Source organism: Alkalimonas mucilaginosa (assembly GCF_036327005.1).
GTDB classification, from domain to species: Bacteria; Pseudomonadota; Gammaproteobacteria; order Enterobacterales; family Alteromonadaceae; genus Alkalimonas; species Alkalimonas mucilaginosa.
The window spans coordinates 260,558-275,489 of record NZ_JAUGZK010000004.1 but is presented as its reverse complement, the minus strand read 5'-3'; the positions used below and the strand labels follow the sequence as shown (position 1 = coordinate 275,489).

Sequence of the window (14,932 nt, the reverse complement as noted above, 5' to 3'; positions counted from 1 at the left end):
CCGCCATGCCCAGTGTTGCTTCAATGACGCTATCACTGATGCTATTTTACAGCCAGGCAGTCGTAGCACAGCCAATTCCCAACTGGCTGCCCGATGACTTAAAGCGACAACTCCCGGAGTGGGAAATACAGCAATTAGGAGACAGCACCCCTTTGTGGGTTTTGCATCGTGAAGCCATGACCCCTTTTGTGCAAGGGACTTTGCTGCTGCTGCCCGATCCATCGCAGCACCCTGCATCACCGCGCCATATCAACTTTCTGCGTCAGGCTATGAACCAGCATGGCTGGACAACACTGGCCTTGCTACCAGACGCGACAGCCACAACAGATCAAGCTGCGCTCGCTGCTTTACGACAACAATTGCACTTGGTATTAGAACAGTCAGACTGGCAGCAAGGACACTTGGTGGTGCTGGCACAGGGCTATAGTGGCTACCTGCTTAGCCAGCTTGAATGGACAACACTACCAAGGCAACCTGAAGCCATAGTGTTTCTTAGCAGTTATCATCCGGAACCAGCAAACAACCGTGAACTGGCGCAACGTATTGCACAGCTGAGTATGCCAGTACTGGATATGGCGCATGATACCGACCACCTGCATATCAGCCAAACCTTTGAAATACGTCGGCAATGGGGGCAAAAACAGGCCAACTTATTATATCGCCAACGATTGCTTACAGGTTATCCAGAGCTGGAAATAAGTCAGCAACGCATGTATAAAGAAGTCTATGGCTGGCTGAATTATCTCGGGCTATAATCAATCCCTGTTGCGTCGACTTTCATCATTTGGTAATTGTTATGAATGTAAAAACCTGTGCCATCGTCACCATCCTCAGCCTTGGACTTTTACAGGCTTGCTCAACCCCGCGACAACCAGCGCCACCAGCAGCCGAGATGATTGAACAGCCCGTATCCAGTGTCGGCAGCACCATGGTGCTGGTAGAACAGGCGCATATTTGCCACGATGAAGCTGAAACCCGTCGCCTGGCAGCCAGCGCTCAACTGCGCTCCATGGCCCGCTATCTGGCAGAACTGTTACCTACCGATCAGTGCACCATTCATACAGTCACCAGTGAAGTGGTGGTACTGGAAGAAGCCGAGGGCTACCGGAAAATCTCCCTCGAGAGCAGCGAAATTTTCACCTTCGATAATTATCTGCTGCCGGCAGCCGCAACAGCGGCTCAACCCTCTCCGGTGTTGCCTGCCGTATCCTGCTGCTGATCCAAGCGGCGATTCAGTTGAGCCACCTGTTGCTGCAGCGCGGTCAGTTGCTGCAGCAACTCAGTATGATGATCTTCCTGTTGCTGATGATCTTCTTTCCGGGTTTCATTTGTCATAATTTCCAGAATTACACCCACCATCATATTCAAAAAGATAAAAGTGGTCAGGAAAATAAATACGATGTAGTAAATCCAGCTTAACGGATAAACCGCCATTGTATCGTACATCACATCGGTCCAGTCTTCGAAGGTCGCTACCCGGAACAAAGTCAGCATGGAAATAGAGATATCACCCCATAAGAACTCATCAATCTCGGCAAAAAAGATGGAGCCGACGGCGGCAAAAATATAAAAAATGATAAACATCAACAAGGCAATATAGCCCATTTTCGGAATAGCTTTGAGCAAAGCATTAATTAAGAATCGCAGCTCAGGCACGATAGAGACCAAGCGCAACACCCGCAATACCCTTAGCAAACGGCCAATCACCACCATTTCACTGTCTGGCAGTGGAATTAAGCTGGCCACCACAATCAGCGTATCAAACACATTCCAGCCGTCATGAAAAAAGCGCTTTTTTTGCTCCGAGGATAAGAAGCGAATGCTAATCTCAACCAGAAAAAATAAAGTAATGGCGACATCCAGCACTGAGATGCCTTGCTCCAGCCAGCCTGGCAAAGGATAGGTTTTTGCCCCCACAGTCAGGGCGGCAATCACAATGACTGCAATCACAAAGCCCTGAAAATAATGGCTTTGCTCAATCTGCTTTAATCGTTGCAGCCAGCTTCCGTCAATAAGCATGAAAGTACCTCAGAACAATGCATGAAAAAGTGGTTAGAGGGCGCGCTGCTGCTTGATGAGCTCGTAGGCCGCCTGGATATCTTGCGTTTTTTGCTTGGCTAACTCCATCATCTCCTGCGGCATGCCCTGTGCCATCAACTTATCCGGATGATGCTGAGCCATCCGGCGTTTGTACGCTTTCTTTAATTGTTGGGGCGTGCAATCTTTACTCACTCCCAACAAGGTAAATGCATCGGTGAGATCCAATCCCGAAGCTTTAGTTGGCCGATGCGGGCGACGTTGATTAAAACGTGCTTCGGCTTCATGCCGGCCAAGGATTTGTTCAAACTCAAACTCAGAAAAGTCCAACTGCCGGGCCATGCTGCTAAGCAGCTGCCGCTGGGTGCTGGTGATCTTGCCATCAACCAAAGCAATCCCTAATTGGATTTCCAGAAACAGCAGTAATACATCCGGCCGTTGGTGATAAGCTTCTTTCAACTCTGCCAGTTGCTTGTCCCAGGCAAAATTTGTTGCTTTGCCATCCCGGAAGGCACTTTGGGCCTCTTTTTGTTGCTGGCTGCTGAGCCCCAACTCCATCATAAAATGTTGCGCCTGACGAATATGGGCCTGAGTAACCACTCCGGTTGACTTGGCCAGATGCCCCATCACAGCAAAGGTACTGTACATAAAAATACCCTGGGCCTCTTGCCGGCTTTGGAAATACCCCTGAAAACCTCCGCGGCCTTCGAATTGCCTCGCCAGCGCACGGTCGAACCAATGACCGATGAGTAAACCAATGCAAAGCCCGGGGATTTTCAGTATCGCCATCCCAAACAAAGCGCCAAGAATTTTACCCCACACGAGACACTACCATCGCGAAGTTAAGATACAGTAAGTAAACTGGCGTTTTCAGAAAGTCACCCTCATTGGTATAAATTTTAGCGGCTATTATACCAGCACTCAGTTAGCGCACCAGCACAGAGATCGTGTATTCTATAATGACGCCAGAGATCAGCATAGCAGCCATTCGAAATTTGCTTTATTATATGCCGCTGCGCTTTCCTCTATGATGAATCAAGGTTTAGCTAACAAATGACATTCCGCTTGACCAGCCTGGTGATCTCCTGTCTGATGGCTTCGCTCTGTGTACGAACGAATGGTTTTGCCGCGGAAGCTGAACCTGCTGATGCCGCTTTGCCACTGAGCTGTTACCCTCCTGTACAGCTACCACCAGCCACAGGACCACTGGATAAAAGTAACAACCAGCTCCTGATTGAGTCGGATGGGTTGCATTTAAACGCCAACCAGCAAGCGAGCTTTCTGGGAGATGTTCGCGTCAGCTATCGTGATACCTTATTACAGGCGCCTCAGGCACGCTTTGATCAGAGCCAACAACAAATCTTTGCCGAAGGTGGTATTGATTATTACAGTGCCGCCCTTGCCGTACGTAGTCAGCAGTTTCAGGCAGATTTAGCCAGCAATCGTGTTGAGCTGCAACAAGCCGACTACCGCCTGATTAACCAGGCAGGCCGGGGCGCAGCCCATGTTTTGTCGGCAACAGAGCATCAGCTCCAGCTGGAACAAGCCAGTTTTACCGCCTGTCCGGTTGGTGATGACAGCTGGGCATTGCACGCACAGCGCATTCACCTGAATGCCGATGAGGGCTGGGGTGAAGCCTGGCATAGTGTTTTTCGGGTAAAAGATGTTCCTGTACTGTATCTGCCTTATTTGTCCTTCCCGATCACCGATGAACGACGCTCCGGCTTGTTGTTACCAAAAATAAGCAACTCGCAGCGGTTAGGCATAGATTTAGAACTGCCCTATTATCTGAACCTGGCACCGAACTACGATATGACACTGGCTCCCCGCCTTATGACCAATAGGGGTTACCAATTAAAAACCGAGTTCCGGTACCTGACAGAGGCACATCAAGGGCTGATGCAGTTTGAATACATGGCAAAAGATCGCGAACGAACGGATCTTGGAGAGCGCTACCTGGCGCACTATCAGCAGTTGAGTGACTTTACCCCACGTTGGCGTGCAACCCTGGATCTGACAGATGTCAGTGATGATGCCTATTTAACGGAGCTAGGCTCCGATTACGCCAACGCTTCGGATACGCAGTTACTGAAACAGGCTAACCTGACATACTTTGGTGAGCAATTGCAGGCCACTATCCAGCTGCAGGGGTTCTCGGTACTCGGAGATCACGACAAAGCCTATGCTGCCTTACCGCAGGTTGAGTTAAGAGCACCAGCACCGTTGCCAGTTGCCATGCTTGAGTTTGACTGGCATGCCAACTACGCCTATTTTCGTAATGATGCCGCTTTGATCCAATCAGCGCACCGAATGCATCTGGAGCCAGAAATCAGGCTTCCTCTGATCACACCTGGTGCCGAACTGGTGGCAGAAGCCAGCTTAATGCATACACGCTACCAGCAAAACAGCCAATCTGGCTTGCCGGAAGAACACAACAGGTTGCAACGTACTCTACCTAAGTTTCGTTTGCGGGCTCAGTTAAATTTTGAGCGGGCCTTAACAGGCAAAGCAATAGGCTCACATCAGACCTTTGAGCCACAATTGCAGTATTTGTATGTACCCTATCGCGATCAAACGAATATTGGTTTATTCGATACTACCCGGCTGCAAGACGATTACTTTGGCCTGTTTCGGCAAAACCGTTTTTCCGGTATTGATCGTATCAATGAAGCCAATCAATTGACGATAGGTGCTACCAGTCGTATTTACGATGCAACCGACCGGGAGCAATTTCGTTTTAGTTTAGGCCAGATCATCTTTTTGCAACCACCGACCGAGCAAACTGATCCGCACCAGCAAAACCTGACCAGTATCGAGTCGATGTTAGCTGCAGAAGCGATGTGGCAATGGCATCGTCGTTGGTTCGTCAGTGCCGGCGTGCAATATGACAGCGATAGCCGGAATCTGATCAAAAGTAACGCCACCCTGGATTACCGGGGTGATGATAAAAAACTGTTCCAATTGAACCATCGTTACAGCAGGGCTGTCTCAGATTACGAAATAAGCCAGCTTGGCATACTAGGCACCATGCCGATTGCTGATGATTGGCAAGTTGTGAGTAGCTATTACTACGATTTAGAACGCAGCCGCATGCTGGATGCCCATTTGGGAATACAATATGAATCCTGTTGCTGGGCGGTCCGTGTTGTGGCAAGACGACAAATTGTAGCAGAGCTTGGCAGGGATCAGCTCGATTTGGTGGCACCTAGCCGTTTTGATCACGGGATATCGCTGCAATTTGTGTTAAAAGGCTTTGGCGATAACACTGGTTTTGGCGTCACAGACATGTTATCTAATGGCATCTTCAATTATCGTCGTCCATATTTATTGAATAATTAGTGTAGGGGTTTATGAGATTACTTTTCTGTATTGTACTGCTCGGTAGTTTGCTGGCATTGCCGCAAAGCTATGCTGCTGAACGAGAAATCGATCGCATTGCAGCTATTGTTGACAGTGGTGTCGTACTGGAATCCGAAGTACGTGAAATCGTAGAGCGGGTAAAACGCAATGCTTCGGCTCAGGGACAAGGCTTACCATCCGACGAAGTACTGCGGGTACAGGCACTGGAGCGCTTGATAGAAACCAGTCTGCAAATGCAAATGGCCAATCGGATGGGCCTGCAGATCAGTGATGCTCAGCTTGATCAAACCATTCAACGTATTGCTGCAGGCGAGAACATGACGCTAGACCAGTTCCGGCTCCAGGTAGAGCGGGAAGAAGGCAGCTACCAGCAATTCCGTGAGCGTCTTCGTGAAGAGATCACCACCAGTGAAGTAATGCGCAATGCAGTCCAGCGCCGTATTTACATCAGCCCGCAAGAAGTGGAAAGCCTGTTGCGCGTCATGCAGGAGCAAGGTGCAACGTCCGAGCAGTACAACATCGGCCATATTCTGATTGGTTTGCCAAGCCAGCCAGGTACCGATGACATTGAGCAGGCTCGCCGTCAGGCTGAGCGGGTGCTTGAGTTGCTAAAGGATGGTACAGACTTCCGCCAGCAAGCCATTACCTCATCATCTGGCAGCCGGGCACTGGAAGGCGGTGATATGGGTTGGATGAATATCAATGAAATGCCTACCTTGTTTGCAGAAGCCATTCGCGGCAAACGGCGCGGTGATCTGATTGGCCCGCTACGCTCCGGTGCCGGCTTCCACATCCTGACCATTTTTGATATCCGTGGCGAAAATGTCGCTGAAATTCTGGAAACAAAATCCCGCCATGTGTTGATCCGCCCTTCCATCATTGTGAGCGAAGAACGGGCAAGGGATCGGCTGGCGCGCTTTGTTGCCGATTTCCGGGCCGGCAACGCTGACTTTGCTGAATTTGCCAGGGAACACTCCGAAGATCCGGGCTCCCGCAATAGCGGTGGCGACCTTGGCTGGGCGGAACCCGATATCTTCGTACCCGAGTTTCGTGACACCCTGCTGAGGCTTGAGCTCAATGAAATTAGTGAGCCTTTCAGGACAGAGCATGGCTGGCACGTTGTACAACTGTTGGATCGTCGCTCCGTTGATGCAACGGCAGACCGGCAGCGTGAACAAATCTACCGGATGATTTTCAATCGTCGTTTTAATGAAGAATCCACCAGCTTCTTACGTGAGCTACGAGATGAAGCCTACATTGAAATTGTGGATTAAGTCATGACAGCACGTCTTGGCATCACTCCAGGTGAACCAGCAGGTATAGGACCTGATTTGGTATTGCAACTGGCCAGTCGTGACTGGCCGGTTGAACTGGTAGTCTGTGCAGATGCCAGGCTATTGCAGCAGCGTGCTAAGCAGCTTGGTATTCAGGTAGAGTTGCTGCCTTATCAACCAGAGACAGCAGCAAAACCACAACGTGCAGGTAGTCTGACACTTGCGGCATTTCAAACAGCCGAGGAAGTGCAAGCCGGCATCCTGAATGAAGCCAATGGCCCTTACGTGGTAGAAACCCTGAGTTTTGCCGGTGAACACACTATTCAGGGCCAGTTTGCAGCCATAGTGACCGGCCCTGTCCATAAAGGAATTATCAACCAGGCAGGTATTCCTTTTAGTGGCCATACCGAGTTTTTTGCCCATCAGTGCAACAGCAGTCATGTAGTGATGATGCTGGCCACAGAGGGCTTGCGGGTGGCACTTGCAACCACGCACATTCCCCTGGCTTATGTAGCTAAAGCCATCACGGCCGAGCGCTTACAAGTGGTACTGCAGGTACTGCATCAGGATATGCAGCAGAAATTTGGCATTGCTCAGCCCCGCATCTATGTTTGTGGTTTAAATCCTCATGCTGGTGAAAACGGCCACCTTGGCCGCGAGGAGCTGGATATCATCATCCCAACCCTGAATGCCTTAAGGCAGCAAGGCATGGACCTGGTTGGGCCCCTGCCTGCCGATACCTTATTTCAGCCTAAGTATCTGAACGATGCCGATGTCGTACTCGCCATGTACCACGATCAGGGCTTGCCGGTCCTTAAGCATATGGGGTTCGGCAAATCTGTGAATATCAGCCTGGGCTTGCCTTTGATTCGTACTTCCGTCGATCATGGAACTGCACTTGACCTGGCGGGCACTGGCCAGGCCGATCCAGGCAGCCTGTTGCATGCTGTCGAGCAAGCCATTCAACTTATTCAGCGGGCCCAAAAAACGTCAGCCGGAGCATCCACAAACGCATGAACCAACCCGAACATAAAGCCAGAAAACGTTTTGGCCAAAACTTCTTGCACGACCCCGTCGTGATTGAGCGCATCGTAAAAGCTATCCGACCACAACCAGGCGAAACCCTGATTGAAATAGGTCCTGGTCTTGGTGCCATTACCGAGCCGGTAGCGGAACGTACCGATCGCCTGACCGTCATTGAGCTGGATCGCGATCTTGCGGCCCGCTTGCAACAGCACCCGACCTTGGCAGATAAACTGACCATCATTCAAACCGACGCAATGAAGTTTGATTTTTCAACCTTAGCGCAGCCCGGTAAGAACATGAAAATCTTCGGCAACCTGCCTTACAACATCTCCACTCCACTGCTGTTTCATCTGTTCCGATACAGCCATCTGATTGAGAACATGCACTTTATGCTGCAAAAGGAAGTGGTACAGCGTATGACAGCAGCTCCGGGCAGCAAGGCCTTTGGCCGTTTGTCCGTTATGACTCAGTATTACTGTGACGCTTTGCCTGTGGTTGAGGTAGGCCCTGGCGCCTTTAAGCCAGCTCCCAAAGTAGACTCTGCCGTAGTGCGCTTGCTGCCGCGAACCAGGCCTGAAGCCGAGCAAGTGCCGGTACAGATACTGAACCAGGTCTGTCTTGAAGCCTTTAATCAGCGCCGAAAAACCTTACGTAATTGTTTAGGCAATCTGGCTACTGCCGAGCAACTCGCCGCGCTTGGACTGGATCCAGGCCAACGTCCAGAACAGCTGTCAGTGGATGATTTTATCCGCATAGCCCAGTGGTTAGCGACGCAACAGGATACAACCAAGTCATGAATCCATCAGCCATAGAAGTTTCTGCCGAAACCTTTTACATTGCTGCGCAGTCTCAACCAGAACAACATAAATTTGTATTCGCCTACACCATCCGCATTCAAAATAACAGCCTGGAGAAAGTGCAGTTATTGCGTCGTCACTGGCTGATTACCGATGCAAATGGGCTGCAGGTTGAAGTCGATGGTGAAGGGGTTGTTGGTGAGCAACCTGAGCTGGCACCGAATGAAAGTTACAGCTATACCAGCGGTGCCGTGTTGGAAACACCCGTCGGTACCATGCAGGGGCATTACATTATGCAGGATAACAAGCGCAATGAGTTCCAGGTGGCTATTCCGCTGTTTCGCCTGGCACTACCGAATATCCTGAATTAACCGGTATTACCATGGCCAGTTATGTGCTTGGAGACATTCAGGGCTGTTATGATCAACTGCAACATCTGCTGGCAGAGCTGAAGTTCGATGAAAAGCAGGATCAACTTTGGTTCTGTGGCGACCTGGTAGCCCGTGGCCCCAAGTCACTTGAAACGCTTCGTTTCGTCCGTAGTCTGGGCTCTGCCGCCATCACGGTGCTTGGCAATCATGATCTTAATCTGATCGCCAGCCACTATGGTCATGGCCACATTAAACCTGCAGACCAGTTGGAACCGCTGTTGCAGGCAGCAGACTTTCCCGAGCTGATTCACTGGCTGCAGCAGCAGCCCCTTATCCACAGCCCCGATGAAGACTACCTACTGGTGCATGCGGGTATCCCACCAGGATGGAGCAGAACATTCGCCATGCAGCAAGCGGAAAAAGTCACCTCATGGCTGCAGCAAGATCCGGCCAGTCTGACGGCTTTTATGTATGGCAACGAACCTAGCCACTGGTCGCCCACAGACAGCCCCTCCGATCAGCTGCGCTTTACCATTAATGCACTGACACGGATGCGTTTTTGTCTGCCAGACGGCAGCCTGGAGTTAAAAGAAAAAAGTGGGCCCGACAACAGTTCCTTAGTTCCGTGGTACCATTTTTGGCCGCAACAGCAAAACACCACCATCTTGTTCGGTCACTGGGCTGCGCTCAATGGTAAGTGTCCACATTCAAAAGCAATTGCGCTGGATACCGGCTGTGTCTGGGGGAATCTGCTCAGCGCCTATTGTATTCAGACAAAACAGCGGTATAGTGTTCAGGGATACCAAAAAAAATCAGCCATCATCAGGCCCTGACTCACTATGAGCCCAGGCTTTCTATGTGGCGTTTAGTCCAAACCTGGCTAAACAAATGGCTGATTCAACTGGCTTAATCCGAACATGTGTTCTAGACCAGTCCATCGGGAGTTTTTATGAAGTTAACTGTAGCGCTTAGGGTCATTGGTGGCTTCGGCATCATTTCCTTACTGCTGCTGATCATCGGTATCTCTGCATACCTTAGCCTGAACAGCATCAACAACTCCACCACCCAGGTCAACGAGGTTACCATTCCGGCTCTGGAAAACAGTGGCGCTTTGCAAAGCCAATTCGGCATTATGAGCAAAATCAGCTTGCAGGCCTTTTATGCCAGTGAGTTGGACGAGATTGCGAATTTCCGGCGTCAGTTTAATCAAGAGCAAGCAAATTACGAACGGTCAGCCCAAGGCTTGCAGCAGGCGCTGCAAAATGAAGCAGAGCTGCGCGCGGCCTTTGACAAAGTCAGCACGGTGTATGCTGATTACCTACCGGCCAGCACCCGTCTGTTTGAGCAACTGACCAATCGCTTAACGCTGCGCGATACCATGAATCAACGCATGGAGGCACTGGAAACAGCTGCCGATGATGCCGCCATGTTCATTCTTGATTTTACTGATCTGCGTGATGTTCGGACACGCTTCCCGGAAGCCTATGAAGCCGCAACTCAGATTGAGATGGGCCTGAACACCCTGGTCAGTACTGCCGTGGATCTCATTCGCACCGAAAATGCACTGATTGCAAATACCGTATCGAATGAGCTGACCTTTCGGCTTGGCGAGCTAACGCAAAATTTTGCTCGTATACAACAACAGGCTGGCAGCCTCGATCTGGTGTCCGATTTAGCGGATAAAGTGAATGATATTGAACAGCTGCTTTCCGGCAACAGCGGTCTGACTCGCATTAAAGAGCAACACCTGCAATCCATCGAAGCCTCAGAGGCACTGCTCGCGCAAACCGAACAACACACCACAGCTGGTCTAAGCCAACTCAATGCTCTGTTAGCCCTGGCCCGAAGTGCTGCGGATGATATTCAACGTACCTCCGCCGCCAATGTCAGTAACGCCGTTAACTTCAATTTCGTGGTGATGTTTATCTCTGTGCTGCTGGCGGCAGGTATTACCATCTGGACAGTACGCAGCATTACGCAACCACTGCACCGGGTGAACGAAATTCTTGGTGTGGTCGCCTCAGGCGATCTTACCCGCAAACTGGATGCCAAAGGCACTGATGAGTTTGCAGAGCTGGCCCGGAACTGCAATAAGGTGATCGATAGCTTGCAACTGTTGATCAAAGGCATCATTTCGCGCTCTACCCAACTGGCTGCTGCTTCCGAACAAACATCGGCTATTACGGTACAAACCAGTGGTGCTATTAAAGAGCAGAAGTCTCAGGTGACTCAGGCGGCAACCGCTACCACCGAAATGAGCAGCACTTCGCAGGGCGTGATGCAAAGTGCCGGGGATGCGCTGGCAGAGATCAAAAATGCCGACAGTGAAGCCGAGCGGGTTAAAGGGATCTCGCAAGCCAATAAACAAATTATCACTGAGCTGTCGCACGAAGTGGAGCAAGCTTCACTGGTCATCAATAAGCTGAATCAGGATAGTGCTTCCATCGGCAGTATTCTGGATGTAATCCGTGGTATTGCGGAGCAAACCAACCTGCTGGCGCTTAATGCAGCCATCGAAGCAGCGCGGGCTGGTGAGCAGGGCCGCGGCTTTGCGGTGGTAGCCGATGAAGTACGATCACTGGCCAGCAAAACTCAGGCATCAACACAAGAAATACAGGCGATGATTGAAGTGCTGCAAAAAGGTGCCCAGAATGCCGTTGAAGCAATGAAGAAAGGCAAAAAGCAAGCTGAAAACTGTGTGGCACAAACCGATATTCAGGACAAAGCTCTGGATTCCATTACACATGCCGTCCATCAGGCAAGGGATATGAGTGAGCAAATTGCACACGCGGCAGAAGAGCAAAATCAGGTGGCCAATGACATCAGCCAGTTGCTAGAGTCCATTGTTTCTATTGCCGAAGAAACGGCTTCTGGAGCCGAGCAAACCTCCGACTCCAGCCATGAAGTGGCCCGCCTGGCTGAAGAGTTGCGCCAATCGGTCGATCAGTTCAAAGTCTGATTCAAGCCAGTGTTAGCAATAAAAAAATCCGCCAGTTGGCGGATTTTTTTATTGCTAACACTGGTCTGTTAATCGCCAGCCCGCTCCTGCAAAGAAGCAAACAGCGGTGTATCGCCAAAGCCGTTGGCTTGCGCCCACTCGACATCACCGGATTCGGCCAGTTGCGATCCAGGCAACTGACGAATAATAAACTCACCAACATCGTTGGCACCGCTTCGAAATGCATGCCGCACCAGACTCTCGCCATTGCAGACCACCCCATCGTAGATATTACGCAAGCGTAGCCGGTAATCACTGAGCACTTTACGAAAGCGATTACGATCATCCGCCGCCACATAGTCACACATGGAGGCTGCCAGTTGCTGATCTGCCGAAGCAACCGGTGCAAACAACACAGCTCCGGCGAGCACCGCGCCACAAGCCATAGTAGGCAACAACTTCATCTACGTCTCCTCAAATTCACATCAGCATTAAAATGATAGTAGCAATATGTAGCAGCCTGCGCAAATCTTGTGCGGCTAAACCACTCGTTGTAAAGTAATAAACTGATACGCAAACGGATTTTTTGTATCAGCCTGATGCTGCTCCACACTGATAAACTGCCAGTCTGCCTCAGACTGATAGTCAGGAAACCAGGTATCGCCGCGAAGCTCAGCATCTATTTCGGTCAAGTACAGCCGCTCTGCTTTTGGCAGGCACTGCCGATAAATTTCAGCCCCCCCCATGATCATCACTTCTTCATCAGGAGTGGTGGCAGCCAAAGCTGCTTCCAGGCTGGTAAACCACTCAGCCTCCGAACCTGCAGGTGCTGGCTGGCGGCTAACCACCAGATTACGTCGGTTGGGTAAGGCCCGGCCTATCGAATCGTAGGTTTTGCGCCCCATCAGCACAGTTTTTCCCGTGGTCAGGCGCTTAAAGTGCTGTAAATCAGCAGGCATATGCCAGGGCATGCTGTTGTTAAGCCCAATAACCCGGTTGTGCGCCATAGCGGCAATCATCGAAATCATGCTGGTACCCACTAACGCTGGTAAATCACTTCAACGTCATAGTCGTCGTCATCAAAATCATCATCATCATCATCGTCGCTATCATCATAGGGTTGATGCACAGCCTGACTATGGACCGGCTCGTCATCATGCCACTTGAATTGCTCGGGATCAGCTGCATCTGTCTGCTCTTGATCTCTTGGCAGTTCATCCAAATAATCGAACACAGCTTTGGCCAGTTCTTTGGTGCCGGTACTGCTGGCTGCAGCAATACTGTATACGGGGCTTTGCCAGTTCAGCGCAGTCACTACCTGTTGCTGGATCTCTGCCAGTTCATCGTCCAGTACCAAGTCGGTTTTGTTAAACACCAGCCAGCGTGGTTTTTCCGCCAGCTTGCTGCTGTATTTTTGCAACTCTTCCACGATGACTTTGGCATTTTCTGCCGGATCAGAGCCATCCGCCGGCAAAACATCCACCAAATGGATCAACAAGCGGCAACGCTCAAGGTGGCGTAAAAACTGGATCCCTAAACCGGCCCCTTCGGAAGCACCTTCAATCAGGCCAGGAATATCCGCAATAACAAAAGAGCGGTGTGCGTCAACGCGCACCACGCCAAGATTTGGCACCAGGGTGGTAAATGGGTAATCGGCTACTTTTGGCTTAGCGGCTGATACAGAGCGAATTAAGGTAGACTTACCCGCATTTGGCAAACCCAGCAAACCAACATCCGCCAACAACATCAATTCCAGTTGCAAATTGCGGATCTCACCAGGGGTACCGTTGGTCTTTTTACGCGGAGCTCTGTTGGTACTGCTGGTAAAACGGGCATTGCCCAAGCCATGCCACCCGCCCTTTGCAACCCGCAGTCGCTGCCCTGCTTTGGTCAAGTCACCAATGATTTCATTGGTATCAATATCAATGGCACGGGTACCAACCGGCACCCGCAATTCCAAATCTTCACCGCGCTTGCCGGTGCAATTTTTACTCATACCATTTTGGCCGCGTTCAGCACGGTGAAAGCGCTCAAACTGATAATCCACCAGGGTGTTCAGGTTGGTATCGGCCACCAAATACACGTCGCCACCATCCCCACCGTCACCACCATTCGGGCCACCTTTGGAAATAAATTTTTCACGCAGAAAACTGATTATTCCGTTCCCACCATCACCGGCTTCAACCCGGATCACGGCTTCATCAACAAATTTCATCTGTGGTTACCTGATTCAAAGAATATTGGGTGCATCGAGCTATGCCAATGCACTAGTATATACCAAAGTACCCGCAGCAAAACCTTTGAAGACTGTTTCACGGTTAGCAGATACAAAAAACCCCGCACCAGGGCGGGGTTTTATCGCAGCAGGAAGCTTACTCAGCAACGATGCTGACGTATTTGCGATTGTGCTCGCCTTTCACTTCAAACTGCACTTTGCCGTCAGACAGGGCAAACAAGGTATGGTCACGGCCAATACCTACGTTATTACCGGCATGGAACTTGGTTCCACGCTGACGAACAATGATGTTACCCGCTAACACAGACTCACCACCGAAGCGCTTAACACCTAAGCGTTTAGCTTCTGAATCGCGACCGTTACGGGTACTACCTACACCTTTTTTACTTGCCATGGTTCAGTACTCCTCGATTACGCGCTGATGCTGGTAATTTTCACTTCAGTGAACCACTGACGGTGGCCCATCTGCTTGCGTGAATGCTTACGACGACGGAATTTCACGATTTTGATTTTATCATGACGGCCATGACTGACCACTTCCGCAACCACTTTGCTGCCTTCGACAACAGGGGTGCCAATGCTGATATTCTCACCATTTGCTACCATCAAAGGGGTAAATTCGACTGTGGCGCCGGCATCTAAATCCAGCTTTTCCAGACGCAGGGTCTGACCTTCAGTCACACGGTGCTGTTTACCACCACTTTGGAAAACCGCGTACATAGTTAACTCCGTACAAAGCACGCCTGTGCATAAAAGAGAGGCGTGTTAATTCAATTCACAGGGCGCGAATTGTACGCAATTTCCCCTAGGCCCGCAAGTGCAAATTCGAAAAAGATCCCTGTCCCTGTAAAAGGATCCCGTTTCGCTTGGAGACACTCCAAACCTTGGTGTAG

At 50.6% G+C, this 14,932-nt stretch carries 16 protein-coding genes; 9 read left to right on the top strand and 7 right to left on the bottom strand.

Going from position 1 to position 14,932, the window contains the following annotated elements:
* Positions 1 to 5 precede the first annotated feature (5 nt).
* Together QWF21_RS07645 and QWF21_RS07640 are read left to right on the top strand one after the other, a co-directional pair.
* Positions 6 to 755 carry a DUF3530 family protein gene (locus QWF21_RS07645; protein ID WP_330087449.1) on the top strand — a complete coding sequence of 250 codons (750 nt, stop codon included), beginning with the start codon at positions 6 to 8 and terminating at the stop codon, positions 753 to 755.
* Between the two features lie 41 nt (positions 756 to 796).
* Positions 797 to 1,219 carry a hypothetical protein gene (locus QWF21_RS07640; protein WP_330087448.1) on the top strand — a complete coding sequence of 141 codons (423 nt, stop codon included), beginning with the start codon at positions 797 to 799 and terminating at the stop codon, positions 1,217 to 1,219.
* Here QWF21_RS07640 and QWF21_RS07635 read toward each other — a convergent pair.
* The gene (locus tag QWF21_RS07635) at positions 1,180 to 2,019 is read right to left on the bottom strand and encodes an ion transporter (protein WP_330087447.1); all 840 of its coding nucleotides are present in this window, start codon (positions 2,017 to 2,019) and stop codon (positions 1,180 to 1,182) included. The genes QWF21_RS07640 and QWF21_RS07635 overlap by 40 nt on opposite strands.
* A 33-nt stretch (positions 2,020 to 2,052) precedes the next feature.
* Positions 2,053 to 2,859 carry a co-chaperone DjlA gene (gene djlA / locus QWF21_RS07630; RefSeq protein ID WP_330087446.1) on the bottom strand — a complete coding sequence of 269 codons (807 nt, stop codon included), beginning with the start codon at positions 2,857 to 2,859 and terminating at the stop codon, positions 2,053 to 2,055.
* A gap of 231 nt (positions 2,860 to 3,090) precedes the next feature.
* Here djlA and QWF21_RS07625 point away from each other — a divergent pair, with 231 nt between their 5' ends.
* The 7 genes from QWF21_RS07625 to QWF21_RS07595 all read left to right on the top strand — a co-directional run bounded on the left by QWF21_RS07625 (position 3,091) and on the right by QWF21_RS07595 (position 11,824).
* Complete coding sequence (locus QWF21_RS07625; protein WP_330087445.1) at positions 3,091 to 5,376, top strand: LPS-assembly protein LptD; 2,286 nt, start codon at positions 3,091 to 3,093, stop codon at positions 5,374 to 5,376.
* Between the two features lie 11 nt (positions 5,377 to 5,387).
* Positions 5,388 to 6,671 carry a peptidylprolyl isomerase SurA gene (surA, locus tag QWF21_RS07620; protein ID WP_330087444.1) on the top strand — a complete coding sequence of 428 codons (1,284 nt, stop codon included), beginning with the start codon at positions 5,388 to 5,390 and terminating at the stop codon, positions 6,669 to 6,671.
* 3 nt (positions 6,672 to 6,674) lie between these two features.
* The gene (gene pdxA / locus QWF21_RS07615; RefSeq protein ID WP_330087443.1) at positions 6,675 to 7,688 is read left to right on the top strand and encodes a 4-hydroxythreonine-4-phosphate dehydrogenase PdxA; all 1,014 of its coding nucleotides are present in this window, start codon (positions 6,675 to 6,677) and stop codon (positions 7,686 to 7,688) included.
* On the top strand, positions 7,685 to 8,494 hold the full coding sequence (gene rsmA / locus QWF21_RS07610) for a 16S rRNA (adenine(1518)-N(6)/adenine(1519)-N(6))-dimethyltransferase RsmA (protein ID WP_330087442.1): 810 nt from the start codon (positions 7,685 to 7,687) through the stop codon (positions 8,492 to 8,494). The genes pdxA and rsmA overlap by 4 nt, the downstream gene beginning before the upstream one ends.
* Entirely contained in the window at positions 8,491 to 8,865 is a 375-nt protein-coding gene (apaG, locus tag QWF21_RS07605) for a Co2+/Mg2+ efflux protein ApaG (protein WP_330087441.1), read from the top strand. Before rsmA ends, apaG begins: the two co-directional genes overlap by 4 nt.
* Positions 8,866 to 8,876: 11 nt before the next feature.
* The gene (locus QWF21_RS07600) at positions 8,877 to 9,698 is read left to right on the top strand and encodes a symmetrical bis(5'-nucleosyl)-tetraphosphatase (protein ID WP_330087440.1); all 822 of its coding nucleotides are present in this window, start codon (positions 8,877 to 8,879) and stop codon (positions 9,696 to 9,698) included.
* A 116-nt stretch (positions 9,699 to 9,814) separates the two neighbouring features.
* On the top strand, positions 9,815 to 11,824 hold the full coding sequence (locus QWF21_RS07595; RefSeq protein ID WP_330087439.1) for a methyl-accepting chemotaxis protein: 2,010 nt from the start codon (positions 9,815 to 9,817) through the stop codon (positions 11,822 to 11,824).
* A gap of 68 nt (positions 11,825 to 11,892) precedes the next feature.
* Here the strand turns inward: QWF21_RS07595 and QWF21_RS07590 are convergent, their stop codons facing one another.
* The 5 genes from QWF21_RS07590 to rplU all read right to left on the bottom strand — a co-directional run bounded on the left by QWF21_RS07590 (position 11,893) and on the right by rplU (position 14,759).
* On the bottom strand, positions 11,893 to 12,267 hold the full coding sequence (locus tag QWF21_RS07590; protein WP_330087438.1) for a DUF3718 domain-containing protein: 375 nt from the start codon (positions 12,265 to 12,267) through the stop codon (positions 11,893 to 11,895).
* 75 nt (positions 12,268 to 12,342) lie between these two features.
* A complete protein-coding gene (folA, locus tag QWF21_RS07585) occupies positions 12,343 to 12,822 on the bottom strand; it encodes a type 3 dihydrofolate reductase (protein ID WP_330087569.1) in 480 nt (159 codons plus the stop codon).
* Positions 12,823 to 12,842: 20 nt separating this feature from the next.
* On the bottom strand, positions 12,843 to 14,018 hold the full coding sequence (cgtA, locus tag QWF21_RS07580) for an Obg family GTPase CgtA (RefSeq protein WP_330087437.1): 1,176 nt from the start codon (positions 14,016 to 14,018) through the stop codon (positions 12,843 to 12,845).
* Positions 14,019 to 14,175: 157 nt separating this feature from the next.
* Positions 14,176 to 14,433 (bottom strand): 50S ribosomal protein L27, encoded by a 258-nt coding sequence (gene rpmA / locus QWF21_RS07575; protein WP_330087436.1) that lies wholly within the window; start codon positions 14,431 to 14,433, stop codon positions 14,176 to 14,178.
* A gap of 17 nt (positions 14,434 to 14,450) precedes the next feature.
* Positions 14,451 to 14,759, bottom strand: a complete 309-nt coding sequence (gene rplU / locus QWF21_RS07570) for a 50S ribosomal protein L21 (RefSeq protein ID WP_091338772.1) — start codon at positions 14,757 to 14,759, stop codon at positions 14,451 to 14,453.
* Positions 14,760 to 14,932 lie beyond the last annotated feature (173 nt).